Source organism: Polaribacter marinivivus (assembly GCF_042651285.1).
Taxonomy (GTDB): Bacteria; Bacteroidota; Bacteroidia; order Flavobacteriales; family Flavobacteriaceae; genus Polaribacter; species Polaribacter marinivivus.
This window is the reverse complement of record NZ_JBHSCY010000001.1, coordinates 889,419-914,508: the sequence shown is the minus strand read 5'-3', so window position 1 is coordinate 914,508 and position 25,090 is coordinate 889,419. Positions and strand designations below refer to the sequence as shown.

At 29.1% G+C, this 25,090-nt stretch carries 27 protein-coding genes and 1 tRNA gene; 8 read left to right on the top strand and 20 right to left on the bottom strand.

What is annotated here, in order from left to right:
- Positions 1 to 55 precede the first annotated feature (55 nt).
- The gene (locus tag ACFOWD_RS04320) at positions 56 to 454 is read right to left on the bottom strand and encodes a VOC family protein (RefSeq protein WP_298990977.1); all 399 of its coding nucleotides are present in this window, start codon (positions 452 to 454) and stop codon (positions 56 to 58) included.
- Positions 455 to 586: 132 nt separating this feature from the next.
- Positions 587 to 657, bottom strand: a tRNA-Gln gene (locus ACFOWD_RS04315).
- Positions 658 to 827: 170 nt separating this feature from the next.
- Here ACFOWD_RS04315 and ACFOWD_RS04310 point away from each other — a divergent pair.
- Positions 828 to 3,953, top strand: a complete 3,126-nt coding sequence (locus tag ACFOWD_RS04310; RefSeq protein ID WP_377408414.1) for a glycosyltransferase family 117 protein — start codon at positions 828 to 830, stop codon at positions 3,951 to 3,953.
- Between the two features lie 59 nt (positions 3,954 to 4,012).
- Here ACFOWD_RS04310 and ACFOWD_RS04305 read toward each other — a convergent pair whose 3' ends face one another.
- The 14 genes from ACFOWD_RS04305 to pdxA form a co-directional block, all read right to left on the bottom strand.
- Positions 4,013 to 5,035 (bottom strand): UDP-glucose--hexose-1-phosphate uridylyltransferase, encoded by a 1,023-nt coding sequence (locus ACFOWD_RS04305; RefSeq protein WP_377408412.1) that lies wholly within the window; start codon positions 5,033 to 5,035, stop codon positions 4,013 to 4,015.
- A gap of 14 nt (positions 5,036 to 5,049) precedes the next feature.
- Positions 5,050 to 6,195 (bottom strand): galactokinase, encoded by a 1,146-nt coding sequence (gene galK, locus ACFOWD_RS04300; RefSeq protein ID WP_377408410.1) that lies wholly within the window; start codon positions 6,193 to 6,195, stop codon positions 5,050 to 5,052.
- Between the two features lie 6 nt (positions 6,196 to 6,201).
- Positions 6,202 to 7,092, bottom strand: coding sequence for an aldose 1-epimerase (locus ACFOWD_RS04295; protein WP_377408408.1), 891 nt, complete (start codon positions 7,090 to 7,092; stop codon positions 6,202 to 6,204).
- A 1-nt stretch (position 7,093) separates the two neighbouring features.
- A complete protein-coding gene (locus ACFOWD_RS04290; RefSeq protein WP_377408406.1) occupies positions 7,094 to 8,092 on the bottom strand; it encodes a GntR family transcriptional regulator in 999 nt (332 codons plus the stop codon).
- Between the two features lie 240 nt (positions 8,093 to 8,332).
- Complete coding sequence (locus ACFOWD_RS04285) at positions 8,333 to 9,040, bottom strand: LytR/AlgR family response regulator transcription factor (RefSeq protein ID WP_298990965.1); 708 nt, start codon at positions 9,038 to 9,040, stop codon at positions 8,333 to 8,335.
- A 24-nt stretch (positions 9,041 to 9,064) separates the two neighbouring features.
- The gene (locus tag ACFOWD_RS04280) at positions 9,065 to 9,379 is read right to left on the bottom strand and encodes an Hpt domain-containing protein (RefSeq protein WP_298990963.1); all 315 of its coding nucleotides are present in this window, start codon (positions 9,377 to 9,379) and stop codon (positions 9,065 to 9,067) included.
- Positions 9,380 to 9,391: 12 nt separating this feature from the next.
- Complete coding sequence (locus ACFOWD_RS04275; RefSeq protein ID WP_298990961.1) at positions 9,392 to 9,796, bottom strand: response regulator; 405 nt, start codon at positions 9,794 to 9,796, stop codon at positions 9,392 to 9,394.
- Positions 9,797 to 9,911: 115 nt separating this feature from the next.
- Positions 9,912 to 10,361 carry an Lrp/AsnC ligand binding domain-containing protein gene (locus ACFOWD_RS04270; protein ID WP_377408402.1) on the bottom strand — a complete coding sequence of 150 codons (450 nt, stop codon included), beginning with the start codon at positions 10,359 to 10,361 and terminating at the stop codon, positions 9,912 to 9,914.
- 88 nt (positions 10,362 to 10,449) lie between these two features.
- Entirely contained in the window at positions 10,450 to 11,790 is a 1,341-nt protein-coding gene (accC, locus tag ACFOWD_RS04265) for an acetyl-CoA carboxylase biotin carboxylase subunit (protein ID WP_298990957.1), read from the bottom strand.
- A 72-nt stretch (positions 11,791 to 11,862) separates the two neighbouring features.
- Positions 11,863 to 12,351: an acetyl-CoA carboxylase biotin carboxyl carrier protein gene (accB, locus tag ACFOWD_RS04260; RefSeq protein WP_377408400.1), complete on the bottom strand. Its 489-nt coding sequence runs from the start codon at positions 12,349 to 12,351 to the stop codon at positions 11,863 to 11,865.
- 24 nt (positions 12,352 to 12,375) lie between these two features.
- Complete coding sequence (locus ACFOWD_RS04255) at positions 12,376 to 13,371, bottom strand: beta-ketoacyl-ACP synthase III (protein WP_377408398.1); 996 nt, start codon at positions 13,369 to 13,371, stop codon at positions 12,376 to 12,378.
- A 156-nt stretch (positions 13,372 to 13,527) separates the two neighbouring features.
- Positions 13,528 to 13,722, bottom strand: coding sequence for a 50S ribosomal protein L32 (gene rpmF, locus ACFOWD_RS04250; protein ID WP_068361688.1), 195 nt, complete (start codon positions 13,720 to 13,722; stop codon positions 13,528 to 13,530).
- A 1-nt stretch (position 13,723) separates the two neighbouring features.
- On the bottom strand, positions 13,724 to 14,260 hold the full coding sequence (locus ACFOWD_RS04245; protein ID WP_377408396.1) for a YceD family protein: 537 nt from the start codon (positions 14,258 to 14,260) through the stop codon (positions 13,724 to 13,726).
- Positions 14,261 to 14,344: 84 nt separating this feature from the next.
- Positions 14,345 to 15,379, bottom strand: a complete 1,035-nt coding sequence (pdxA, locus tag ACFOWD_RS04240) for a 4-hydroxythreonine-4-phosphate dehydrogenase PdxA (RefSeq protein WP_377408394.1) — start codon at positions 15,377 to 15,379, stop codon at positions 14,345 to 14,347.
- 58 nt (positions 15,380 to 15,437) lie between these two features.
- Between pdxA and ACFOWD_RS04235 the strand changes: the two genes are divergently transcribed.
- Both ACFOWD_RS04235 and ACFOWD_RS04230 read left to right on the top strand, forming a co-directional pair.
- Complete coding sequence (locus ACFOWD_RS04235) at positions 15,438 to 16,022, top strand: riboflavin synthase (protein ID WP_377408392.1); 585 nt, start codon at positions 15,438 to 15,440, stop codon at positions 16,020 to 16,022.
- A gap of 10 nt (positions 16,023 to 16,032) precedes the next feature.
- A complete protein-coding gene (locus tag ACFOWD_RS04230; RefSeq protein ID WP_377408390.1) occupies positions 16,033 to 16,206 on the top strand; it encodes a hypothetical protein in 174 nt (57 codons plus the stop codon).
- 7 nt (positions 16,207 to 16,213) lie between these two features.
- On the opposite strand, the gene ACFOWD_RS04225 is transcribed toward ACFOWD_RS04230, so the two are convergent.
- A complete protein-coding gene (locus ACFOWD_RS04225; RefSeq protein ID WP_377408388.1) occupies positions 16,214 to 17,356 on the bottom strand; it encodes a DNA polymerase III subunit in 1,143 nt (380 codons plus the stop codon).
- Between the two features lie 75 nt (positions 17,357 to 17,431).
- Between ACFOWD_RS04225 and ACFOWD_RS04220 the strand changes: the two genes are divergently transcribed.
- The 3 genes from ACFOWD_RS04220 to ACFOWD_RS04210 all read left to right on the top strand — a co-directional run bounded on the left by ACFOWD_RS04220 (position 17,432) and on the right by ACFOWD_RS04210 (position 20,635).
- Positions 17,432 to 18,202, top strand: a complete 771-nt coding sequence (locus tag ACFOWD_RS04220) for a tryptophan-rich sensory protein (protein WP_377408386.1) — start codon at positions 17,432 to 17,434, stop codon at positions 18,200 to 18,202.
- 89 nt (positions 18,203 to 18,291) lie between these two features.
- Complete coding sequence (locus ACFOWD_RS04215; protein WP_377408384.1) at positions 18,292 to 19,479, top strand: phosphoglycerate kinase; 1,188 nt, start codon at positions 18,292 to 18,294, stop codon at positions 19,477 to 19,479.
- Between the two features lie 115 nt (positions 19,480 to 19,594).
- Positions 19,595 to 20,635 (top strand): aldo/keto reductase, encoded by a 1,041-nt coding sequence (locus ACFOWD_RS04210; RefSeq protein WP_377408382.1) that lies wholly within the window; start codon positions 19,595 to 19,597, stop codon positions 20,633 to 20,635.
- 66 nt (positions 20,636 to 20,701) lie between these two features.
- Here the strand turns inward: ACFOWD_RS04210 and ACFOWD_RS04205 are convergent, their stop codons facing one another.
- From ACFOWD_RS04205 to fbp, 3 genes are all read right to left on the bottom strand, one after another.
- Positions 20,702 to 21,271: an acyltransferase gene (locus ACFOWD_RS04205; protein ID WP_377408380.1), complete on the bottom strand. Its 570-nt coding sequence runs from the start codon at positions 21,269 to 21,271 to the stop codon at positions 20,702 to 20,704.
- 120 nt (positions 21,272 to 21,391) lie between these two features.
- Positions 21,392 to 22,000: a superoxide dismutase gene (locus tag ACFOWD_RS04200; protein ID WP_377408378.1), complete on the bottom strand. Its 609-nt coding sequence runs from the start codon at positions 21,998 to 22,000 to the stop codon at positions 21,392 to 21,394.
- 112 nt (positions 22,001 to 22,112) lie between these two features.
- On the bottom strand, positions 22,113 to 23,123 hold the full coding sequence (fbp, locus tag ACFOWD_RS04195; protein ID WP_377408376.1) for a class 1 fructose-bisphosphatase: 1,011 nt from the start codon (positions 23,121 to 23,123) through the stop codon (positions 22,113 to 22,115).
- A 183-nt stretch (positions 23,124 to 23,306) separates the two neighbouring features.
- Between fbp and ACFOWD_RS04190 the strand changes: the two genes are divergently transcribed.
- Positions 23,307 to 23,786: a GNAT family N-acetyltransferase gene (locus tag ACFOWD_RS04190; protein ID WP_377408373.1), complete on the top strand. Its 480-nt coding sequence runs from the start codon at positions 23,307 to 23,309 to the stop codon at positions 23,784 to 23,786.
- Between the two features lie 2 nt (positions 23,787 to 23,788).
- The gene (locus ACFOWD_RS04185) at positions 23,789 to 25,042 is read left to right on the top strand and encodes an aspartate kinase (protein ID WP_377408372.1); all 1,254 of its coding nucleotides are present in this window, start codon (positions 23,789 to 23,791) and stop codon (positions 25,040 to 25,042) included.
- Positions 25,043 to 25,090: the final 48 nt, after the last annotated feature.

The window sequence follows — 25,090 nt, the reverse complement described above, 5'->3', positions numbered from 1 at the left end:
AGATAAAAAATGGATTGCAGTTCCCTACAATCCATTGTTTTGATTTATTAGTATTTTAACAATTACAATTTACCATCCAATTTATGCCAAATTTATCTGTACATCTTCCAAAATAACCCCATTCTCTTTCTCTAAAATCATGGTGAGTTGTACCTTGTTTAGCTAAATTTTTAAACACATTTTCTGCATCATCTACATCATTTAAATCAACACTCATATGAATATTACTCCCATGATGTAAAGGTGTATCTGGTGTTGCATCATATCCCATAATATGTACTTTTTTCCCTTTTAGTTCTGCATGTTGCAACTTTTTTCTGTAATCTTGAGGTACATCTACTTTTTTATCTTCGTAAGTGATTTTGTTTTTTAAATCTGCATTAAATAGTTCACCATAAAAATTTAACGCTTGTTGACAGTTACCATTAAAGGCTAAATATGCTTGTACTTTCATTCTATATTGTTTTTAATTAATAATTTTTTATCAAAATTAATATTGAAAGCGCCCTTTATTTAACGGAAATGATTTTAATAGTATCGTAAATGAAAAAAGTCTTTACAATTTTTATTGTAAAGACTATTGAAGTTGGCCTACAAGGACTCGAACCTTGAATATCGGTACCAAAAACCGGTGTGTTACCATTACACCATAGGCCAATGCTTGTTAGCGGATGCAAATTTAAGCCAATCTTTTTATTTTACAAACATTTTTAATCAATTTTTAAAATTAACAAAGATTTATGAGAAGTAACTCATTTATAAAAGTTTAGAGTAATTAGATTTATTCATATTTATTAGTAAATTCGCCCACACATTATAATGTATTTATGACTGCTAAAAAATTTAAGAAATGGGATATCATCTTAGGATGGTTAACCTTTGCCATAGCTTTAATAACTTACTCATTAACAATAGAGCCTACAGTTAGTGCTTGGGATGTAGGAGAATACATCTCAACAGCTGTAAAACTTGAAGTTGGTCATCCACCAGGAGCACCGCTTTTTCAAATGTTAGGTGCATTTTTTGCAATGTTTACATCAGATGTTTCTGAAATTGCAAAAATGGTAAACTTTATGTCTGCCTTAGCAAGTGCATTTACTATTTTATTTATGTTTTGGACGATTTCTAATTTAGGTCAAAAATTAGCGATAAAATCTGGTGGAATTGTTGAAGGGTCTTATATAGCAATCTTAGGAAGTAGTGTTGTAGGTTCTTTAGCTTACACTTTTTCTGATAGTTTTTGGTTTAGTGCTGTAGAAGGTGAAGTGTATGCAATGTCTTCATTTTTAATGGCTATTCTATTTTGGTTAGGTCTAAAATGGGAAAGTGAAATACACTTACCAAGAGGTAACAAATGGTTAATATTAATCAGTTTTGTGGTAGGTTTATCTTTTGGAGTTCACATCCTTTCTTTATTAGTGATCCCTGCTATTGTAATGTTATATTTCTTTAAAACTTATAAGAATATCAATCTAAAAACTACTGCAGTAGCTTCTGTTATTTCTGTATTAATTTTAGTGTTGGTATTTAAATTTATATTTCCATTTACACTTAAATTCTTTAGTGCATCAGAGTTGTTTTTTGTGAATTCAATTGGCTTACCATTTAATTCTGGAAGTATTATTGCTGGCATTATTTTAGTTGCTTTATTCTACTTTGGACTTTCTTATACTAGAAAGAAAAATAAAATTACTGCAAATAATTTAGTCTTGTCTTTACTATTTATGATGATTGGTTTTTCATCTTGGATGATGTTACCTATTAGAGCAAATGCAAATACAACTATTAACGAAAATAACCCTTCTAGTGCTCGTGAATTACTAGCTTACTATGAACGTGAACAGTATGGAGATGCTAACGTTTTTTACGATACTTATTACTCTAACACTTATAGTAGGGAACAAGATAGAAACAATCCTACAAGAGATGATAAACCAAAATACGAGAAGAAAGTTGTTAACGGAAAAGACAAATATGTAATTGTAAATAATTACAAAGACGTTTTACCTAATTGGTCTGATAAGCACAAAGGCTTTATCCCAAGAATGGTAGATCCATCTAAAGAAAAAATGTACAAAGCTATTGCTGGTATTCCTGAAAATAGTAAACGTAGACCCACTTTTGCAGAAAATATAAAGTTTATGATTAGCTATCAATTTGGCTATATGTATGGACGTTATTTTATGTGGAATTTCGTTGGACGTCAAAATGATACTCAAGGAAACTTAGATATATTTAATGGCAATTGGTTAAGTGGTATCGATTTTATAGACGAAGCTAGATTAGGATCACAACAAAAATTACCACCTCAAGTATTAGAAAATAAAGGACGAAATACCTATTATTTTTTACCTCTAATTTTAGGAATCATAGGTTTATTATTTCAAATTAAATGGGATAAAGAAAACTTCTATACGCTATTTTTATTCTTTTTATTTACAGGTGCTGCTATTATATTTTACACAAATCCAAAACCTTTTGAACCTAGAGAACGTGATTATGCAGTTGTAGGAAGTTTTTACATTTTTGCCATTTGGATTGGCTTTGGTGTTTTTGCTTTATTTGATTATTTAAAATCTTTCGTAAATAAAAAGGCTTTAGCAATTGCAGTTTCTGTAGTTTCTCTTTTAGCTGTGCCAACTCTTATGGCATCAGAAAATTGGGACGATCATGATAGATCTAATAGATATACAACCTTTTTAAATGCACAAGCTTATTTAGAAAGTTGTGACCCAAATGCCATTATGTTTACAATTGGAGATAATGACACTTTTCCTCTTTGGTATATGCAAGAAGTTGAAGGTATTAGAACTGATATAAAGCTAGTAAACACAAGTCTTTTTCAAACAGATTGGTATATAGACCAGATGAAAAGAGCAACCTACAAAGCTGCTCCTATCCCTTCTGAGTTAACTCATGATGAATATAAATATGGCACTTTAGATGTTGCTTATTATTTTCAAGAGTTATTCCCTCAGTTAAAAGATTCTGTTTTAGATATAGATAGCTATATGAAGTGGATTAGGAGTGATAGCAAACGTACTTTCTATGATTTAGATGATGATGGTAATCCTGAAAAAATATTACCAACCAATAAAATTAGAATTCCTGTTAATAAAGAGAACGTTTTAAAATATGGTATTGTTGCTCAAAAAGATGCAGATAAAATTGTACCATATATAGATATTACTATTGACAGAGCTATAGGTAAGAATACCATTTTAATGTTAGATATTTTAAATAATTTTGATTGGAAAAGACCTATTTATTTTACTGGAGGTTCTAATTCTGATAGTGAATATATTTGGTTAAAAGATTATTTACAGTTAGATGGTGTTGCTTTTAAATTAGTGCCCATACAAACTCCAACAAAAATATATAATCAGGAAGGACAACTTACTAGAGAATTAAGTCTTTTTGATATTGGTAGAATTGATCCAGAAAAAATGTATAACAACATTAAAAAATGGGAATGGAGAAATATAAATGATGGTAAAATTTATTTAGATGAACAAACTAAAAGAAATGCCATTTCTATGCGTAATAGTTTAATGAGACTTTCTACTGCTTTTGCTAAAGAAGGAGATACTTTAAAAGCTATAGAAGTCTTAGATTTATCTTTAGAAAAATTACCAATTAAAGACTTTGATCACTTTAGTTTATCTTTAGAATATCCAGAGTTTTATTATAAATTGGGTGAGCAAGAAAAAGCAAGAGCTGCAGCAAAAACACTTATTAAGTTATTTAAAGATAAATTAATATGGTTTAGTACTTTCGATTCTGAGAGTTTTGATATGGTTTTTGAAGAGTTTGATTTAACGTTTAGATATCTTTACAGAGGTGTCATAGATCAAGTTGAAAACTTCGATACAGATCAAGAGTATGTTAAAGAACTGCAGAAAGATTTTAATGAAACCTTAGATTTATTTAAACATATTATTCCATCAGAATAAATAGTATTTCAAGATATTTTAAAAAAAATCCGTAATAAATTTATTACGGATTTTTTTATTTACACTAATTCTTTAATTCTTTGAGCTGCTATTTCTGCAGTAATGTCTCTTTGAGGAGAGCCAAACATTTCATAACCTACCATAAACTTTTTTACGGTTGCACTTCTTAATAAAGGCGGATAAAAACTCATGTGCCAATGCCAATGATTATTTTTCTTACCATTTGTTGGAGCTTGGTGAATTCCACTTGAATAAGGAAAAGATGTATTAAACAACTTATCATATGCTTTTGTAATTACAGAAATGGCTTCAGCAAAATTTCTAGACTCACTATCTGAAAGTTCAGCAATATTTCTTTGCTGTTTTTTAGGAGCAATCATAACTTCAAAAGGCCAAATTGCCCAAAAAGGAATTAACACAACAAAATCATCATTTTCAAAAATAATTCGCTCATTTGCCTCTAATTCTTGTTGTAAATAATCTCCTAATAAACTAGATTTCTTTTCTTTAAAATAATTAGCTTGTTGCTTATCTTTCTTATCAACTTCGTTTGGTAAAGTAGATTGACTCCAAATTTGACCATGAGGATGTGGATTACTACAACCCATAACAGCACCTTTATTTTCAAAGATTTGTACGTAGTTTATAAAATCATTTTCACCCAAAGAAATGTATTCTTTTTTCCAAGCATGTACAACTTTGGTAATTTCATCAACCTGCATATCTGCCAAACTTTTTGAATGATCTGGACTAAAACAAATTACCTTACAAATACCTGTTTCACTTTGTGCTTTAAACAATCCGTCATTTACCTGAAAAGAGGGTGAATTATTTTGAAGAGCAGCAAAATCATTCGTAAAAATAAAGACATCTTTATAATCTGGATTTACCTCTCCATTTATTCTAGTATTTGTGGCACATAAATAACATGTACTATCATATGTAGGTCTTTTTTCTTTAGAAATTTCTTCATTTTGACCTTGCCAAGGACGTTTTGCTCTGTGAGGAGAAACCAAAACCCATTCTCCAGTAAGAATATTAAATCGTTTATGTGAATAATCTTGTAAGTTAGTATTTTTCATTTTTAAGCTAATTGTTATACTGTATGAGTTCCTTGAGAGAGTTCTATAAAATAAACAGAACACTCTTTATTAAATTTATTTTTATAAGCTTTAGAAGCTGATGCTGCAAAATCTTTTACTTTATTTCTAGCAATCAAATTAATAGTACAGCCACCAAAACCACCACCCATCATTCTAGCTCCTAAAACGTATTTGTTTTTTTTGGCTTGGTCTACTAAAAAATCAAGTTCATCACAGCTTACTTTATATTGGTGTTGTAATCCATTATGAGATGCATAAATTAAAGCACCTAATTTTTCTAAATCGTTATTTTCTATAGCTTTCGCTGCTTTCTTTGTCCTTATAATTTCTTGAATTACATACAATGCTTTTTGATAATTTTCTGGAGTAACTTTATTTATTATTTTCTCTAAATCTTCTTCAGTTGCATCTCTTAATGTTTCTACCTCTAATAGTTTAGCAATATTCTCACAGGCAGATCTTCTATCATTATATGCACTATCAGATAAGCTATGTTTAACATTTGTATTGATAAGTATGAATTGATGATTTTTAAAATCAATTTTATATGGCTTTGATTTTAATCTTCTACAATCTAACAATATTGCGTGATCTTTGATACCAAACATACTGGCATATTGATCCATAATTCCACATTTAACACCAACATAATTATGTTCTGCTTGTTGTGAAATTAAAATCATTTCGGTTTTAGTCAATCCTAAATCGAACAATTTATTTAAACCAAATACAACACTGTTTTCTAATGCAGCAGATGATGACATACCTGCACCACCAGGTATATTTCCTTTAAAAACGATATTGAAATCGCCAACAACTTTATTTCTATTTTGAATTTCTGCAACTACACCAAAAACATAATTCTCCCAACTACCTTGTTTAGATGGTTTTAAATTATTTAAATCAAATTCTACTTTGCTATTTAAATCTAATGCAACTGCAGTACTTTTACCTGTATCGCTTTTTTGAATAGCTGCAGCTATACCCTTATCTACTGCAGCTGGAAAAACATATCCTCCATTATAATCTGTATGCTCTCCAATAATGTTAATTCTACCTGGAGAAAATATCAATAAGGGATTATTTTTAAAAATCTTTATAAATTTAGATTTTACTTCTTTTATTAATTCGTTTTTCATGTTAAGTTATTGTATCATTTCTATTCTAAAATTAACAGCATAGGTTTTATTTGGTTCTAAAACCTGTAATCCAATTTTATTGTTAAAGCTATCAGAAATTCCAGTCATAGGTTCTATAGCAATTATGGGTTTGTTCTTTGGTGTATATAACTGTAAATAGTTTTCTAAAGCATCTGAAGTTAATTTTAAATGATATTCAGAGGTTATAAAATCTACTCCTTGTTCATTTAAAATAAAACAATCGTCTAGTTGCTTACTTTCTAAAGAAAATTTTTTGTCTATAATAAAATCTTCAATTGCTTCTGTAATTAAATTATTGTCAAAAACTATCTTTTTGCTACTCTTAAAATGTAAATAGGCTTTAGAGAAATCATTACAATTAAAATATGGATGCCAACCTAAAGTAAATGGAAAAGATTTTGAATCAATATTTTTTACAGTAATAGCTATTTGAAAATCATCTTTAAAAAGTGTGTAGGTTATAGATAAAAAATATTTAAATGGATAACCTTTAGGAGGTTTTTGTTCGTAATAATTAAATGTTGCAGAGCATTTGTGTTGATACTCTTCTGGTTCAAATAACTCAAACTTTTTATTATAAACTAATCCATGAAGTGCATTAATTCCTTTATCGTTTTTATGTAATTCATATGAATCATAATTAAAAGAATAGCTTCCTTCTTTTAATCTACTTACAAAAGGAAAAAGTATAGATGAAGCATAAGAGTCTTCATAATCAAAATTAGATTGTTCTTTTATAATTGATTTTCCATTAAGTACTAAATCTTTAACTCTTGCTCCTTCATCTAAACAAATTGAAGCATAAGCTTGTTTATTCTTACTTTCTAAAACTATGTATTCTTTATTGTTTTCTGTATGTTGATAGATTTTAAACATATTAAATAGATTTTCTAAAAATGAGTTTACTAGGGTTTTCAATTACTATTCTTTCATCATCTAAAATCATTTGAGCTAAACGTTTGCCCATATAATTAAAATCTGTTGAAATTGTTGTAATTCCGTTTTCTACAACCTCTTTTAACAAGGTATCATTATAGGATATAATGCCTACATCTTTAGAAATAATGAGTTTATTCTCTTTTATTTGTTTAATTACTTTTATTAAATCTTTGTCTTCTAAAGTAATATATACATCCCCTTTTTCAGGAGTATTATCTTTTAAAGAATTTAATATTTCTGATTCAATATTATATTGTGAACAGAAATTTATAAATCCTTGTTTAATTCCTAATGGTTGTTTAATACTAGAAAACACCAGTATCAATTTATGATACTTTCTAATTTTATGCAGTGCTGTAAATAAACCTTTATGAATATCGTTTTCAAAGTTTTGATAAATGGAAGCGTATTTTTTTAATTCGTTACTAGTTTGATCTAAAATAAACAGTTTTTCTTCTGGTAACTTATTAATACTAAAAGAGGCATTATTAATGTTAGCAGGCATAATAATATAATGTGTGTATTTGCCTAAATTATCATTAATAAGTTTATTAAATATTGAAGAATTAAAATGATGAAAATAAATGTCTACTTCAACTTCTTTAGTTAAGTTTTCTAAGAAAGCTGCATATAAGTCTTCTTTAAATGAATTTAATTCATCAAAAAGTAAAAATATTTTTTTTGAAACCTCTACATTTTCATTTAACACATAATATCCTTTGCCTACAATTGAATGAATTATACCTCTATTTTTTAATTCATTAAAAGCATTCAAGACAGTATCTCTAGAAACCTTATGGGTGTCTCTAATAATATTTAAAGACGGTAATTTATCTCCTTTTTTTAGAACATTATTTGCTATTGCCTTTTCTATGGAGTTAACAATCTGTTTGTATTTAGGTTGCCCAGATTTTTCTTTAAAAGAAACTATATTCATTTTACAAATATATAGAAAAAGAATATAACCTACTAGTACCTACCAGTATGTATTTGTGTAGATCACAAAAAAATAGGATTGATTTCTCAATCCTATTCCTATTATCAATTTATAAATCCCCCAATTTATAATTGTTTTAATATGCTATAAAGAAACAACTTTTTATTAAACTATTCAACTAACTGTCGACGAATGACACTAAAGTGTAGATTAAAACAAAATAACTTACGATTTTGATTATTACAATAAGTTTAACTTATCCATTAAAATTCCTTTATTAGACCTACTAACTGGCACTACTTCTTTTCTTACAACTACACTATTATCTTCTATGTCTACAATTTCAGAAGTATTGATAATAAAAGACCTGTGAACTTTAAAAAATAACTCTTCAGGTAATTTATCTTCAATCTTTTTTAAAGTTGAATGAACTATGTAGTTTTTTCCATCAGTTTTAATATTTATATAATCTCCTTTTGCTTCTATTAAATATATACTAGGAATATGTACATTAACTAATCTTCTATCTACACTTACATATAAATAATCAGATTTTTTATTTAAATTCTCTTTTGTATTTGTTGAATCTTCTGTTTTTGATAAAGAAACTACTTTTTCAAAAGATTTTTCAAATCTTTCTTTTGTTATTGGTTTAACTAAGTAATCTATTACGTTTTTAAACTCAAAAGCTTCAAGAGCTAAGTTTTTATCTGAAGTAGTTAATACTATTTTTGGTGATTTACTAAGTGTTTTTATAAAATCGAAACCAGAAAATGAAGGCATGTGAATATCTAAAAAGATTAAATCCACATCATTAGAATTCAAGTATTTTATGGCATCAATTGCTGAGCTGAATTCTGATAAAACCTGTAAGTTAGAGGTGTTTAAACAGTGTTGTTTTAGAATTAGTCTTGCAGTTTCATCATCATCTACAATAATACATTTCATTACTTAAATATACTCTTTAGGTTACTAATCGTATAAATATACATTAATTTTGTTTAAAGTATCAATAAAATTTTCATGTAATTCTAAATTACCTTTTTTTACTTCTTTCTCAAATAAAGCTGCTTTTTGTAATTCTTCTTTAAAACCTAAAAGAGAAATTTTATGTTTTAACTTGTGCACACACTCAGACGCTTCTTCAAAATCTTTCTTAAGATAGCTATGATTATAGTTTTCAAACTCTTTAGAAAATTCTTTTTTAATTATTTCTAATAAGTTTTTTTTAAAATCTTCATCATTACCAGAAATCTCCTCAATAACTTGCATATTAGGTTTCTCCATAAAAAAATAAATTTAAGAAATTACTTTTTCTTTCGTGCTCCAATAGTCTAAAATAGAAATGACCTCTTGTTCGTATTTTTTAAAGTTTAAAGATTTTAGAAAATACCCATCAACACATAAATTATTACACTGTTGCATATCTTCTTCTTCTTCAGAAGTTGTCATTACTACCAAAGGGATTTTTTTAAACCTGTCATCTTTTTTTACATTTTTAATAAATGTAATACCATTCATGACAGGCATTTTTAAATCAGAAATAATTAAATCAAAATGATGATTTGCCAAAACAGCTAAACCTTTTTCTCCATTTTCTGCTTCAACAACACTATGATTAGCTTTAAGGTTTTTACAAACCTTTTTAAACTTTAATCTTATTATTTCATCGTCTTCAACTAAAAGAATTGAAAGTGCTTTCATTTTTATGTTGGGGAAATTTAACTTCAAATATGAGAATTTTAAATTAAAAATCTAATTTTTATTTGTTAAACGGTAACTTTAGAGCCTTAAATCGTTTAAATTAATAGATAATTAACTATATGCTAATTTGTCTATCAATTTGCTGATCTAAAGATATAAATGTTTCTGTTCTAGAAACACCCTTAATACCTTGTATATCTCTATTTAAAAGATGCATTAAATCTTCGTTATTTTTACATAGAATTTTTATAAAAATTGCATAATTACCTGTTGTATAATAACTTTCTACAACTTCAGGAATTTCTTTTAATCTTTTTATAGCTGAAGAATACAAACTTGAAGAATCTAAAAAAATACCAATAAAAGCTGCAGTTGTATATCCTAAAGCCTTAGGATTAATCACCATTTTATAGCCATCTATTAGTTTTGATTTTTCTAATTTTCTTAATCTTTGATGAATAGCTGCACCAGATATACCTACTTCTCTAGCAATACTTAAAACAGGAGTTCTGGCATCTTTAACTAATCTTCTTATGATTATTTTATCTATTCCATCAATTTTCATTAAATGATAATTTAATTATAAATATAAAAAAAATAGAGAATAATACATGTATTCTCTATTTTTTAATATAATTATATGTGATATCTCTTTAAGACTCCATTTTAAAATCTTCCATAAATTTTGTGGTATAATTACCAGAAACATAATCTGGATGATCCATTAATTGTCTATGAAATGGTATTGTTGTCTTAATTCCTTCAATAATAAACTCATCTAATGCTCTCTTCATTTTATTAATTGCTTCTTCTCTAGTTTGAGCTGTTACAATTAATTTAGCGATCATAGAATCGTAATTTGGTGGAATCATATAACCTGCATACACATGAGTATCCATTCTTACTCCATGACCTCCAGGTGCATGAAATGATGTTACTTTACCTGGTGCAGGTCTAAAGTTATTATGAGGATCTTCTGCATTTATTCTACACTCAATTGAATGTAATTGTGGATAATAGTTTTTACCTGAAATTGGCACTCCAGCAGCAACTAATATTTGTTCACGAATTAAGTCGTAGTTTACAACTTCTTCTGTTATTGGATGCTCTACTTGAATACGAGTATTCATCTCCATAAAGTAGAAATTTCTATGCTTATCTACTAAAAACTCAACAGTCCCTGCTCCTTCATATTTTATGAATTCTGCTGCTTTAACAGCTGCATTACCCATAGCTTCTCTTAACTCATCTGTCATAAATGGAGATGGAGTTTCTTCTGTTAGTTTTTGATGACGTCTTTGTACAGAACAATCTCTTTCAGACAAATGACATGCTTTACCATAAGCATCTCCAACGATTTGTATTTCTATATGTCTTGGCTCTTCAATAAGCTTTTCCATATACATATCGTTATTTCCAAAAGCAGCTTTACTTTCTTGTCTTGCAGAATCCCATGCATCTTTTAAATCTTCTTCTTTCCAAACAGCACGCATTCCTTTACCTCCACCACCTGCAGAAGCTTTTAACATTACTGGATAACCAGTCTCTAATGCAACTTTTTTACATTCTTCAAAGTCAGTGATTACACCATCTGACCCAGGAACACATGGCACACCTGCAGCTTTCATTGTAGCTTTAGCATTAGCCTTATCTCCCATCTGATCTATCATTTTACCTGTAGCACCTATGAATTTAATATCGTGTTCTTCACACAGAGTAGAAAATTTAGCATTTTCAGATAAAAAACCATATCCAGGATGAATTGCATCTGCATTTGTAATTTCTGCTGCTGCAATAATATTTGCCATTTTTAAGTAAGATTCGCTACTTGGTGCAGGTCCAATACAAACTGCTTCATCAGCAAACCTAACATGCAAACTTTCAGCATCTGCCTTAGAGTAAACAGCAACAGTTTTTATACCCATTTCTTTACAGGTTCTAATAACACGTAGAGCTATTTCTCCTCTGTTGGCAATTAATATTTTTTTAAACATCTTTTAGAATTTTGATTATTTTAATTACTTAATTGCTAGATATTTTATTACTAAAAATCTAATAATCTAAAATTAAGATGGATCTACTAAAAATAGAGGTTGATCAAACTCAACTGGTGAAGAATCATCAACTAAAACTTTTACAATTTTACCAGAAACTTCAGATTCTATCTCATTAAATAATTTCATAGCTTCAATAACACAAACCGTATCTCCAGCAGAAATATCAGAACCAACTTCAACAAAATTTGGTTTATCTGGAGCAGGTTTTCTATAAAATGTTCCAATAATTGGCGATTTTACAGTAACGTAATTAGCATCGTCATTAGCATCATTTTTTGCAGGAGCTGCTGGCTCAGCTACTGGTTGTTGAGCAACTGGAGCTGGTGCTGCCTGTACTTGAGGCATACTTGCTACAGGAGAAGCCTGTAGAATAGTTGTTTCTGTTTTACCTGAACCTGTTCTAATTGTTAATTTCACATCTTCCATTTCTAACTTTACCTCGCTTGCGCCAGATTTTGCTACAAATTTTATAAGATTTTGAATTTCTTTAATATCCATTTTTCTTATTGTTTAGTTGTTTATTTATGAATTGTATGCCCATTTTAAATAGATAGCTCCCCAAGTGAAACCACCTCCAAAAGCGGCAAAAATTAAATTATCTCCTTTTTTCAATTCTTTTTCATAGTCTGCTAATAAAAGAGGTAAAGTTGCTGATGTTGTATTACCATATTTATGGATATTCATCATTACTTTATTTGGCCCAACACCTACTCTTTTCGCTGTTGCTTCTATAATTCTTTTATTTGCTTGGTGTGGCACTAACCATTGAATATCTTCTTCTGTTAAGTTATTTCTTATTAACATTTTTTCAGATACATCTGACATATTAGAAACAGCATACTTAAATACTGTTTTACCTTCTTGATGAACAAAATGTTTACCCTCTTTAACTGTATCTAAAGTTGGAGGCAAAATAGAACCACCAGCTTCTATTCTTAAGAAGTCTCTTCCTATCCCATCACTTCTTAAAAACTCATCTTGTAAACCTAAACCTTCATTATTTGGTTCAAATAAAGCAGCTCCAGCTCCATCTCCAAAAATAATACAAGTTGCTCTGTCTTTATAATCAATTATTGAAGACATCTTATCTGCTCCTATGAGTAACACTTTTTTATATCTACCAGATTCTATATAACTAGAAGCTGTAGACATACCATATAAAAAACTAGAACAAGCTGCTTGTAAATCATAAGAAAAAGCATTTATAGCTCCTATTTTAGAAGCTGTATAAGCTGCTGTTGCAGCTACTGGTAAATCTGGTGTTGCAGTTGCAACAATTACCATATCTATTTCTTCTGGATTAGTATTTGACTTTTTTAATAAATCTTCTGCGGCTTTTATGGCCATATAAGAAGTACCTAAACCTTCGCCTTTTAATATTCTTCTTTCCTTTATACCTGTTCTTGTGGTTATCCACTCATCATTGGTGTCTACAAAGGTTTCTAACTCTTTATTTGTTAGAACATATTCTGGAACATATTTGCCAACTGCTGTGATTGCTGCAGTGATTTTTGTCATAATAATGGTTTAATTTCTAAAGTTTAGAACGGTCAAAAATAATGGAAATATTTTACATTTTTGATGAAATGTAACTATAAACGGTCAAATTTTATCATAAAACGTAAAAAAACCCTCAAAATTGAGGGTTTTTCAAAAATCTAAATTTAGTATTTTTTAAGCTTCTGCAGCTGCAGATTCTAAAACAACTTGACCTCTGTAATATAATTTACCTTCGTGCCAGTGAGCTCTATGATATAAATGAGCTTCTCCAGTTGTTGGATCTGTAGCAATTTGCTGAGCTGATGCTTTATAATGAGTTCTCCTTTTATCTCTTCTTGTTTTAGATATTTTTCTTTTAGGATGTGCCATTTTATGTCTTTTTTTCTGTTATTAAATTCTTTAATTTATCCCATCTAGGGTCTATATTTTCTACTTCTTTTGTCTTTTTAACTTCTAATTCTTCTAATTTATTTAGAATTTCTGATTGCATTGTTCCATTTTCTACATCTGGATGAATTCTTTTTGTTGGAATTGCCAAAACAATCATTTCATAAATAAATTGAGCAACATTTAATTCATACGCTTCATGAGGCAGAATTAAAATTTCTTCATTGTCATCATTATATTCTGGACCAAACTTAACCACAATAGGTAAGGTTGCTTCAATTTTTTGATGGTATAACTCGTTTGTAATATCACAAGGCACTTCTACTGTACCATTAGCTTCAAAAACTAGCTCTATTAAAGTGCTTTTTTTTGTAAAATGTAAATCTATATTTACATCTGATGATACAAACTCATTATAATTAAATGCGTCAAAGAACTTGTTCTCAATTTTGTAATTAAATAAATGAATACCTTCTTTTAATCCTACAAACTGTATGTTGTATTGTTTCAAGTCTTTCATTATCAATCATCAATTGAGCGTGCAAAGATACAAAAAAATGTTTTTCTACAATATTTTCTTTTAAAAAATAGAAATCTTTCTTTTTTAAGAAATTGGCAGAGGGTTTTTAGTGATTTCTTTATACTCGTTTCTACAATTAAAAACTTGCAAAGCAGTAAATAAAGCCTCTGTAAATGATGATGAATTTGCTAAATTTTTTCCTGCAATATCGTACCCTGTTCCATGATCTGGAGAGGTTCTAACATGATTTAACCCTGCTGTAAAATTAACTCCTTTACCAAAAGACAACGCTTTAAAAGGTGCTAATCCTTGATCATGATAAGTGGCTAAAACTCCATCAAATTGTTTGTAGGTTTTAGAACCAAAAAAACCATCTGCTGCATAAGGACCAAAAACCATTTTACCTGATGCTGCAATTTCTTGAACAGTTGGTTTAATAATTTCATCATCTTCTTTGCCTATAACTCCATTATCTCCACAATGTGGATTTAAAGATAAAACTGCGATTTTTGGTTTTACAATACCAAAATCTCTTTTCAAAGATTCATGCATCGTATCAACCTTGTCTTTTATCAACTCTGATGTAATGGTTTCTGCTACTTTTGCTATAGGAATATGACCAGTGATTAATCCTATTCTTAACTCATCAGTAAGCAAAATCATTAAACTTTTACCTTCTAAATTTGCTTCTAAATATTCTGTGTGACCAGGATAATTAAAACTTTCAGACTGTATGTTTTCTTTATTAATTGGTGCAGTAATTAAAACATCAACCTTGTTTTCTTTTAAATGATTTGTTGCTGCTTCTAAAGATTTTGCTGCATATGTACCAGACTCTTTTGTGGCTTTGCCTAAATCAATTTTTACTTCTTCTTTCCAAATATTTAAAACATTAATTTTATTTGGATTAATCTGATCGATATTCGTAATTCCATGAACAGGAACTTCTAGATTTAAAGCTTTTTTATGATATGAAACTACTTTTGTTGCCCCAAATAAAACAGGTGTGCAGAATTCTAACATCCTTTTATCTTGAAAGGCTTTTAAAATAACTTCAATACCAATACCATTTAAATCTCCAATTGAAATCCCTACAACTATTTTATCAGTTTTATCCATAGTAACTCTTGTAATATGCGTATTTTTGTACTTACAAAAGTAACTAATTTTTAATGATATGTTTACAGGAATTATAGAAACACTTGGCTCTATTACAAATGTTGAAAAAGAGCAAGAAAATCTTCATTTAACTATTAAGAGTACAATTACTCACGAATTAAAAATAGACCAAAGTGTAGCTCATAATGGAGTTTGCTTAACTATTGTGGCTATTAATAATGATGAATACACTGTAACCGCCATTAAAGAAACTTTAGATAAAACCAATATTGGGTTTTTAAAAACTAATGATATTGTTAATCTAGAACGTGCAATGAAATTAGGTGATAGGTTAGATGGACATATTGTACAGGGTCATGTAGATGAAACAGGAGTATGCACAAACATTAAAGATGAAAACGGAAGTACTGTTTATACTTTTGAATATAATTCTGATAAGAATAATGTTACTATAGAAAAAGGATCTATTACTATTAATGGAGTAAGCTTGACTGTTGTAAACTCTACTAAAAACGGTTTTTCTGTAGCCATAATTCCTTACACTTGGGAAAATACCACTTTTAAAACATTACAAATTGGAGATACTGTAAATTTAGAATTTGATGTGATTGGCAAATATGTTGCACGTTTAACGAATTTGTAAAATTTAGTTAATGGCCACAAAATCCAGAGTAAAATACTGTGCTGTTTGTGAAAAAGAGTTCTCTACAATGTATAGAATTCAATATAAATTGCCAAAAGCTTGGGTTTTTACATGTAAAGAGTGCCTTTTAAAAGTAAAAGAAGGAAATCCAAATTATGTATATGGAGGAACTTGGAAAAGGTAAATCTATTTTAAACCTTTTCTTCTTTTTTATGTAGAAAACGAGTTAATTTCATAGAAAGATCTAACAAAATAATTTTTGCATTACCATTTCTTTCTATATGATACATAGCGTCATTTAGTTCTTTTTCAATTTCTAGGATGTTTCCTGAATGCACAAAAGGTGCAAATTTAGTTAGATTAAAGCCTGTTTTTGTCTCCATAAAAACCAGCTGATCAGACTTATAGTTCAACAATAATGCTTGTCTAAAAAATTGCAAACAGTACTCTAAGAATCGTTTTTGTGTTTCTCTGCCAGACTTTGCAATAGTCTCAGACCAAGCAATTAATTGCTTTACAACAGTAGCATTTCCTTTAGCTTTAAATGCAGTTCTAATCCAAGTTACAAACCATTCCTCGAAAACCAAATCAGAAGAATCTTCATGTAATAAATGTAATGCTTTATTTAAATTACCTTCACACTGATGAGCAATATGCGCAGCTTTTTTATCATCTACTTGATGGTTTACGACCAAAGCATTTGCAATATCTTGTTCTGATAAAGCAGGGAAATGTAAAGCTTGGCATCTTGATTTAATGGTGTTTATAATCTGCTCTTCGTTTTCTGTGATCAGTATAAAAACAGTTTTTTCTGGTGGTTCTTCTATTAGTTTTAATAATTTATTTGCAGCAGCAATATTCATTTTTTCTGCCATCCAAATAATCATCACTTTAAAACCACCTTCGTAACTTTTTAATTTTAGTTTTTTTACAACATCTTCAGCTTCATCTACACCAATTAAACCCTGTTTATTTTCTACACCTATATGATGTAACCAATTAAATAAACTTCCATAAGGTTGGTTTGCCACAAATGACCTCCAATCTTCTAAAAACAAATTACTAACAGGATGTTTTTTAACAGAATCGTTTGTAGTTACAGGAAAAGCAAAATGTAAATCTGGATGCTGAAGCTTATTGCATTTTATTTGACAAGCATCTACATCATTAGAAAAATTACACAATAAAAATTGAGCATAAGCAATTGCCATTGGTAAAGTGCCACAACCTTCTTTACCAACGAATAATTGAGCATGAGGTATTCTGCCATTTTCTGCTGACTTTATAAGGTGTTTTTTTATATGATCTTGACCTATAATTTGATTAAAAAGCATAAAGCAAATATAGAGCTTTCCTAAAATTTAAGTTTAATATTCGTAAATTTAATGCAATTAAAAAAGTCAGAAAAAATGAAAAAAACACTACAAATTTTAAACGGTCTTGCATTTGGCTCTACTGTTTTTATAAACTATTTATCAAATACTGGCATTATGGATGGTAAAACTATTGGTGGTATTTCAGATAACATAAAATCTTTATTTACTCCTGCTGGTTATGCATTTTCTATATGGGGGCTTATCTATTTATTTTTGTTGGGTTTTGCTGTTTATCAAGGAAGAAGTTTATTTAAAAAAGATGCTGATGATAGCTTTATAGAAAAAATTGGATTTTGGTTTATAATTTCTTGTATTGCAAATTGTAGCTGGGTTTTTAGTTGGATTTATGGTTACACAGGTTTATCTTGTTTTTTTATTTTTCTTTTATTAATTTCTCTACTTAAAATAGTCTTAAACTTAGGTATTAACATAGATAAAGTTAGCAGCTCTAAACAACTATTTTTGTATTTACCTTTTACCATATATAGTGGTTGGGTAACTGTAGCAAGTGTGGCAAATGTATCTTCTTACTTAGTAAAAATAAATTGGAATGGTTTTGGAATTTCTGATGAAATCTGGACAATTATTATGATACTTATTGCTGTAATTATAAATGCAATAATCATTTTTAAAAGAAATATGAATGGTTTTGCTTTAGTTGGTTCTTGGGCTTTAATTGCAATAGGTATTGCTAACCAAACAAAGCAAAATACAGTTGGTTTTACAGCATTTATAGCTGCTGGGTTTTTACTGATTTTAGTCGCTATTAAATTATTAAAAAATAGACAGACTAACTTGAACTAATTAATAAGCGAAAACGTTAACTTAACTTTTATAGTTTGCATTTTATCAACCATAAATAAAAAAGTATTTTTGTTAAAAATGATTCAACAATGAAAACCTTAAACGATTTTAACTTTAAAGACAAAAAAGCAATTATAAGAGTAGATTTTAATGTGCCTTTAAATGACAAATTTGAAGTAACAGATGCTACTAGAATTCAAGCTGCAAAACCAACAATTATTAAGATTTTAGAAGATGGGGGTAGTTGTATTTTAATGTCTCATTTAGGTCGTCCAAAAGGGAAACAAGATGAGTTTTCTTTAGGCCATATTGTAGATGAAGTTACTGAAATTATTGGTTGTAACGTAAAATTTGTTGATGATTGCGTAGGTGAAAAAGTAGAACAAGCTGCTGCTAATTTAGAGTCTGGTGAAATTTTACTTTTAGAAAATCTTCGTTTTTATGAAGAAGAAACTAAAGGTGACGTAACTTTTGCAGAACAACTTTCTAAATTAGGTGATATTTATGTAAATGATGCTTTTGGTACTGCACACAGAGCACACGCATCAACTACAATTATTGCTCAATTTTTCGAAGAAAATAAATGTTTTGGTAGTCTATTGGCTAGAGAAATTGAAAGTATAGATAAGGTATTAAACAACTCTGAAAAACCAGTATTAGCAATTTTAGGAGGTGCAAAAGTATCTTCAAAAATTACGGTAATTGAAAATATTTTAGATAAAGTAGATCATTTAATTATTGGTGGAGGAATGAGTTTTACCTTTATAAAAGCACAAGGAGGTAAAATTGGAAACTCTATTTGTGAAGACGACAAACAAGAGTTGGCTTTAGAAATTTTAAAACAAGCAGAAGCTAAAGGTGTGCAAGTTCACATACCTGTTGATGTTATTGCTGCAGATAATTTTAGCAATGATGCCAATACTCAAATTTGTGACATTAATGCAATACCTGATGGTTGGGAAGGTGTTGATGCTGGACCAAAATCACAAGAAATTTTTGATGGTATTGTTAATCAATCTAAAACTATTTTATGGAATGGTCCTTTAGGGGTTTTTGAAATGGAATCTTTTGCTGGAGGTACAATTGCTTTAGGGCATTCAATTGATAAAGCCACTAAAAATGGTGCATTTTCTTTAGTTGGTGGTGGTGATTCAGTTGCTGCAGTAAAACAGTTTGGTTTTGCAGATAAAGTTAGCTATGTGTCTACAGGAGGTGGAGCCATGCTAGAAATGTTAGAAGGAAAATCTTTACCTGGTATTGAAGCCATTTTAAAGTAAGATTTCTTAAAAAATATGTTAAAAAAGTTCTCAAAATTTGAGAACTTTTTTTGTTGATTTAATATCCTGCTAAATAAGCCTTATTTTTGTAAAACTATTAAAATTACAAGATTTAATGAAATACACAACACTACCAAATACAGATATTAAAGTTTCTAAAATTTGTTTAGGAACTATGACTTGGGGAAACCAAAACACAGAAGCAGAAGGTCATGAACAAATGGATTTTGCTTTAGAGCAAGGTGTAAACTTTTTTGATGTAGCAGAGTTATATCCTGTGCCTGCAAATGCAGAAACTTATGGAGATACAGAACGTATTATTGGTACTTGGTTTAAAAAAACTGGCAATAGAGATAAGGTTGTTTTAGCCTCTAAAATAGCAGGTGGTGGAGATTATACTGCCCATATTAGAAATGGTGGAATCAATAAAGAAAATATTTTTGATGCCATTGATAAAAGTCTACAAAGATTACAAACAGATTATATAGATTTATACCAATTGCATTGGCCAAATAGAGGTGTTAATGTATTTGGAGTAAGAGATTATCCGTATAAAACTGCAGAACAAGAAGCAGAAGATTATTTAGGAATCTTAGAAGGATTACAAGAACTTATAAAAGCAGGAAAAATTAGACAAGTTGGTTTGTCTAACGAAACTCCTTGGGGTACTATGAAATATCTACAAGCCTCAAACGAATATAATTTACCAAGACCAGTAACTGTACAAAATTCATATTCTTTAATTCATAGAGGATATGAAGTAGGTATGAGCGAAGTTTCGATGCGTGAAAATATTGGCTTATTAGCTTATTCTCCATTAGCACAAGGTGTTTTATCTGGTAAATATTTAGATGGTAACTTACCTGATGGTGCTAGAGGAACGTTATTTCCTAGATTTATTGCTCGTTACAAAAACGAAAATTCTGAGAATGCAGTTAGAAAATATTTAGAAATTGCAAAAAAGCATGATTTAACATTATCTGAATTGTCTTTAGCATTTGTTAATCAATTACCTTTTGTAACAAGTAATATTATTGGAGCTACAAGAATGGATCAGTTAAAAGAAAATATCAATTCTATACATGTGGATTTATCTGATGAAATTATAAAAGAAATTAACGCTGTACATGCAGAAATTCCTAACCCTGCACCATAATTCTATTATTTTACAGCTAGAATTAATTAAAAAAATCCAAAGAATATTCTTTGGATTTTTTTTAGTTTATATTTTTTCTACTTGATTGTTTTTCAATTGATATTTTTCTCCACTTTCCTTACAAATTGCAAATCCTTGTTCATCAAATACTAATCTATGCCCATATTCTGAAACCCAACCAATTTGTTTAGAAGGATTACCCACTACCAAAGCATATGCAGGTATTTCTTTAGTGACTACTGCTCCTGCTCCAATAAAAGCATATTCACCTATATCATTACCACAAACAATAGTGGCATTTGCGCCAATACTAGCTCCTTTTTTAACTAAGGTTTTTTGGTATTGTCCTCTTCTATTTACTGCACTTCTTGGGTTTATCACATTAGTAAATACCATTGAAGGACCCAAAAAAACATCATCTTCACAAATTACACCTGTATAAATAGACACATTGTTCTGTACTTTAACATTATTGCCTAAAATAACATCAGGAGAAACCACTACATTTTGACCCAGATTACAATTCTCACCAATTTTACAATTAGACATAATATGACTAAAATGCCAAATTTTTGTGCCTTTTTCAATTTGACAATTATCATCTATTACAGCAGTTTCATGTGCAAAATAATCCATAATACCTATTGATTTTAAACAAATGTAGGGAATAATATGAAAACATGTTTTTTAAGATAAGGACATAAAAAAAGCGATAGAAAATAAACTCTATCGCTTTTTGTAATGTATTGTATCTGATTACTTAGCTTCAGCATATCTGCGTTCTACTTCGTTCCAGTTAATTACTTTAAAGAAAGCATCTATATAATCTGGTCTTCTGTTTTGGTAGTTTAAATAGTAAGCATGTTCCCAAACATCTAATCCTAAAATAGGAGTTCCTCCACAAGAAACACCTGGCATTAATGGATTGTCTTGATTTGGTGTAGAACAAACCTCTACTTTACCTCCTTTATGAACACATAACCATGCCCATCCAGAACCAAATTGAGTTGCTGCTGCTTTAGAAAAAGCATCTATAAAGGCTTCTTTAGAACCAAATTCTGCTTCAATAGCATCTTTTAATTCTCCAGATAAATATCCTCTATCATTTGGATTCATTACTGTCCAGAATAATGAGTGATTGTAAAAACCTCCACCATTATTTCTAACAGCTCCATTACTCATATCTAAATTTGTTAAAATATCTTCTATAGATTTACCTTCTAAATCTGTGCCTTCAATTGCAGCGTTTAATTTTGTAGTATATCCATTATGATGTTTTCCATGGTGTATCTCCATTGTTCTTGCATCAATATGTGGTTCTAGTGCATCATGTGCATATCCTAATTCTGGTAATTCAAAAGCCATAATTTTATTTTTAAAAAAGTTTATATTAATTTCTGTTCAACAAATTTAAACATTAATTAATCAGATAACAAGATATTAGCGTTTTGTTAACTTATAGCTGCATAGAAATGATTTATTCACCAAATTCTTGCATAAATTCTTCTAGTTTTTCGACCATGTTTTTACTTCCACAAATAAAAGGTACTCTTTGATGAAGTTCAGTAGGCACTACATCTAAAGTTCTTGTATAACCATCAGAAGATTTACCATTTGCTTGTTCTGCTAAAAAAGCCATAGGATTACATTCGTATAAAAGTCTTAATTTTCCATTAGGATTTCTAGATCCTTTTGGGTACATATATATACCTCCTTTAATCATATTTCTATGAAAATCTGAAACTAAAGAACCAATATATCTACTAGTATAAGGTCTATCACCTTCTTCTTCTTGGCAATATTTGATATACTTTTTAACCCCTAGTGGAAAGTCTTGATAATTACCCTCATTTACAGAATAAATTCCTCCATCTTCTGGAAAAGTCATATTTGGATGTGATAAATAAAAAGAACCAATTGCAGGATTTAATGTAAAACCATTAACTCCATGTCCTGTAGTATAAACTAACATTGTAGAAGTACCATAAACTACATAACCAGCAGCAACTTGTTCTCTTCCTTTTTGTAAAAAATCTTTTAATTGAACAGGTGTACCAACAGGAGTTACTCTTCTGTAAATAGAAAAAATAGTACCAACAGAAACATTAACATCTATATTAGAAGAACCATCTAATGGATCTATTAAAACTACATATTTATTTTGATGATTTTCGTCTTGACTGTTTATAGAGATAAAACTATCTTCTTCTTCACTAGCAATACCACAAACAATATTTCTTTTTGTAAGTGTTTGTATAAATTTTTCATTGGCATAAACATCTAATTTTTGTTGATCTTCGCCTTGAACATTTGTATCTCCAGCAGCACCAATAATATCGACTAAACCAGCTTTATTTACCTCATGGTTAACTACTTTAGCTGCTAATCTTATCGAATTAATTAATCGTGAAAGTTCTCCTGAAGAATATTTAAATGAAGATTGGTTTTCAATAATAAATTCTCCTAAGGTTTGTTTTTTGAAAGTCATTTTCTTTGAAATAGTAGATATTCACAAAGATGCAAATTTTTATAGTTTACGACAACGTTTTCGTTAAAATGATTCTTCAATTTTTGATGCATATTTTTAACAAATCAAAAATAAATGTTCAAAAAATTCATTTTTTTTCAAGCAAAATCTAATCACATATCTTTGCCAAAGAAATACCTAATTATGAGTTTTATAATAAGAGAAGCTAAAAAAGAAGATGTGCAATCTGTATTAAATCTAATTACAGAACTAGCTGTTTTTGAGAAAGAACCAGAAGCTGTAGAAATTACTGTAGAAGATTTATTAAATGATGGTTTTTGTGAAAATCCAAAATTTAAATTATTTGTTGCTGAAGAAAATAATACAATAATTGGGATTGCTTTATTTTATGAAAGATATTCTACTTGGAAAGGTAAAACCATTCATTTAGAAGATTTAATTGTAACCCAAAGCAGACAAAAAATTGGAGCAGGTAAAGCTTTGTACACAGCTGTATTAAAATATGCTTATGACCATAATTTTAATAGAGTTGCTTGGGAGGTAATCGATTGGAATACAAATGCAATTAACTTTTATAAAAGTACAGGAGCCACTTATTTAAATGACTGGTCTGTTGTACAAATGAATAAAGAAAATTTAGCAAAATTTATAGAAAACAATTAGAAATGAAGATTTTTAAATTTGGAGGAGCCTCTGTAAAAGATGCAGATAGTGTAAAAAATGTAGCTTCTATTATTAAAAATGAAGGGGCTAAAGATACTCTTGTTGTAGTTTCTGCAATGGGTAAAATGACTAATGCTTTTGAAGAAGTTGTAGATGCGTACTATAACAAAAAAGATAATTTACCAGAAAAACTAAATTATATAGAAGATTACCACAAAAAAATAATGAGCTCTTTATTTGATAAAACTGATGCTATTTATGAAAAAGTAGATGTTTTATTTGGTGAATTAGGTTGGTTTTTGGCTAGAAATACTTCTAAGAGATATAATTATGTATACGATCAAATAATTTGCTTTGGAGAATTATTATCTACAAAAATAGTAAGTGCTTATTTAGAAAAAATAGGCACAGAAAACATTTGGTTCGATGCCAGAAACTTTATAAAAACAGATAGTAATTACAGAGATGCAAAAGTAGATTGGGAGTTAACTCAAGAACTAATCACAGAAAAAGTAGATGCTACAAAAATAAATATTACTCAAGGTTTTATTGCTGCCAATGATACTGAAAACACAACCACTTTAGGAAGAGAAGGATCAGATTACACTGCAGGTATTTTTGCCTATTGTTTAAACGCAGCAAGTGTTACCATTTGGAAAGATGTAGATGGTGTTTTAAATGCAGATCCAAGAGTGTTTGAAAAAACAACTTTGCTTGAACAAATATCATATGAAGAAGCAATTGAAATGGCTTTTTATGGAGCTTCTGTAATACACCCAAAAACATTACAACCTTTAGAAAGAAAAGAAATTCCTTTACTAGTTCGTTCTTTTGTAAACCCAAAAGCAGCTGGCACAAAAGTTTCTAAGGGTACTACTTTAGTACCTTATATACCTTGTTTTATTGTTAAGAAAAATCAGATTTTAGTATCGATTTCTGCTTTAGATTTCTCTTTTATGGTAGAAAATAATATTAGTTTTATATTTCAAAAACTGCATGATTATCAACTAAAAGTTAATTTGATTCAAAACTCTGCAATTAGTTTTTCTGTTTGTATAGACAATAAATTTGGCAAGTTCGATGAGTTTTATAATGAGTTAAATAGTCAGTTTAAAATAGATGTTCAAAAAGATGTAGACTTATATACTGTTCGTCATTTTAATGCTGATGCAATCTCTGTTATTGAACAAAAAGGTGAATCCTTATTGACTCAGATTAATAAAGAGACTTCACAAATTGTTGTAAAACCTAACTAACTAAATTTTTGTTTCAAATTTTTTACTAAGTTTGCAGTTATCACTTAC

Excerpts from the sequence above, each read along its gene's own strand:
- ACFOWD_RS04320 (WP_298990977.1), bottom strand. The coding sequence starts at position 454 with ATGAAAGTACAAGCATATTTAGCCTTTAATGGTAACTGTCAACAAGCG.
- ACFOWD_RS04310 (WP_377408414.1), top strand. The coding sequence starts at position 828 with ATGACTGCTAAAAAATTTAAGAAATGGGATATCATCTTAGGATGGTTA.
- ACFOWD_RS04305 (WP_377408412.1), bottom strand. The coding sequence starts at position 5,035 with ATGAAAAATACTAACTTACAAGATTATTCACATAAACGATTTAATATT.
- galK (WP_377408410.1), bottom strand. The coding sequence starts at position 6,195 with ATGAAAAACGAATTAATAAAAGAAGTAAAATCTAAATTTATAAAGATT.
- ACFOWD_RS04295 (WP_377408408.1), bottom strand. The coding sequence starts at position 7,092 with ATGTTTAAAATCTATCAACATACAGAAAACAATAAAGAATACATAGTT.
- ACFOWD_RS04290 (WP_377408406.1), bottom strand. The coding sequence starts at position 8,092 with ATGAATATAGTTTCTTTTAAAGAAAAATCTGGGCAACCTAAATACAAA.
- ACFOWD_RS04285 (WP_298990965.1), bottom strand. The coding sequence starts at position 9,040 with ATGAAATGTATTATTGTAGATGATGATGAAACTGCAAGACTAATTCTA.
- ACFOWD_RS04280 (WP_298990963.1), bottom strand. The coding sequence starts at position 9,379 with ATGGAGAAACCTAATATGCAAGTTATTGAGGAGATTTCTGGTAATGAT.
- ACFOWD_RS04275 (WP_298990961.1), bottom strand. The coding sequence starts at position 9,796 with ATGAAAGCACTTTCAATTCTTTTAGTTGAAGACGATGAAATAATAAGA.
- ACFOWD_RS04270 (WP_377408402.1), bottom strand. The coding sequence starts at position 10,361 with ATGAAAATTGATGGAATAGATAAAATAATCATAAGAAGATTAGTTAAA.
- accC (WP_298990957.1), bottom strand. The coding sequence starts at position 11,790 with ATGTTTAAAAAAATATTAATTGCCAACAGAGGAGAAATAGCTCTACGT.
- accB (WP_377408400.1), bottom strand. The coding sequence starts at position 12,351 with ATGGATATTAAAGAAATTCAAAATCTTATAAAATTTGTAGCAAAATCT.
- ACFOWD_RS04255 (WP_377408398.1), bottom strand. The coding sequence starts at position 13,371 with ATGACAAAAATCACTGCAGCAATCACAGCAGTTGGCAAATATGTTCCA.
- rpmF (WP_068361688.1), bottom strand. The coding sequence starts at position 13,722 with ATGGCACATCCTAAAAGAAAAATATCTAAAACAAGAAGAGATAAAAGG.
- ACFOWD_RS04245 (WP_377408396.1), bottom strand. The coding sequence starts at position 14,260 with ATGAAAGACTTGAAACAATACAACATACAGTTTGTAGGATTAAAAGAA.
- pdxA (WP_377408394.1), bottom strand. The coding sequence starts at position 15,379 with ATGGATAAAACTGATAAAATAGTTGTAGGGATTTCAATTGGAGATTTA.
- ACFOWD_RS04235 (WP_377408392.1), top strand. The coding sequence starts at position 15,438 with ATGTTTACAGGAATTATAGAAACACTTGGCTCTATTACAAATGTTGAA.
- ACFOWD_RS04230 (WP_377408390.1), top strand. The coding sequence starts at position 16,033 with ATGGCCACAAAATCCAGAGTAAAATACTGTGCTGTTTGTGAAAAAGAG.
- ACFOWD_RS04225 (WP_377408388.1), bottom strand. The coding sequence starts at position 17,356 with ATGCTTTTTAATCAAATTATAGGTCAAGATCATATAAAAAAACACCTT.
- ACFOWD_RS04220 (WP_377408386.1), top strand. The coding sequence starts at position 17,432 with ATGAAAAAAACACTACAAATTTTAAACGGTCTTGCATTTGGCTCTACT.
- ACFOWD_RS04215 (WP_377408384.1), top strand. The coding sequence starts at position 18,292 with ATGAAAACCTTAAACGATTTTAACTTTAAAGACAAAAAAGCAATTATA.
- ACFOWD_RS04210 (WP_377408382.1), top strand. The coding sequence starts at position 19,595 with ATGAAATACACAACACTACCAAATACAGATATTAAAGTTTCTAAAATT.
- ACFOWD_RS04205 (WP_377408380.1), bottom strand. The coding sequence starts at position 21,271 with ATGGATTATTTTGCACATGAAACTGCTGTAATAGATGATAATTGTCAA.
- ACFOWD_RS04200 (WP_377408378.1), bottom strand. The coding sequence starts at position 22,000 with ATGGCTTTTGAATTACCAGAATTAGGATATGCACATGATGCACTAGAA.
- fbp (WP_377408376.1), bottom strand. The coding sequence starts at position 23,123 with ATGACTTTCAAAAAACAAACCTTAGGAGAATTTATTATTGAAAACCAA.
- ACFOWD_RS04190 (WP_377408373.1), top strand. The coding sequence starts at position 23,307 with ATGAGTTTTATAATAAGAGAAGCTAAAAAAGAAGATGTGCAATCTGTA.
- ACFOWD_RS04185 (WP_377408372.1), top strand. The coding sequence starts at position 23,789 with ATGAAGATTTTTAAATTTGGAGGAGCCTCTGTAAAAGATGCAGATAGT.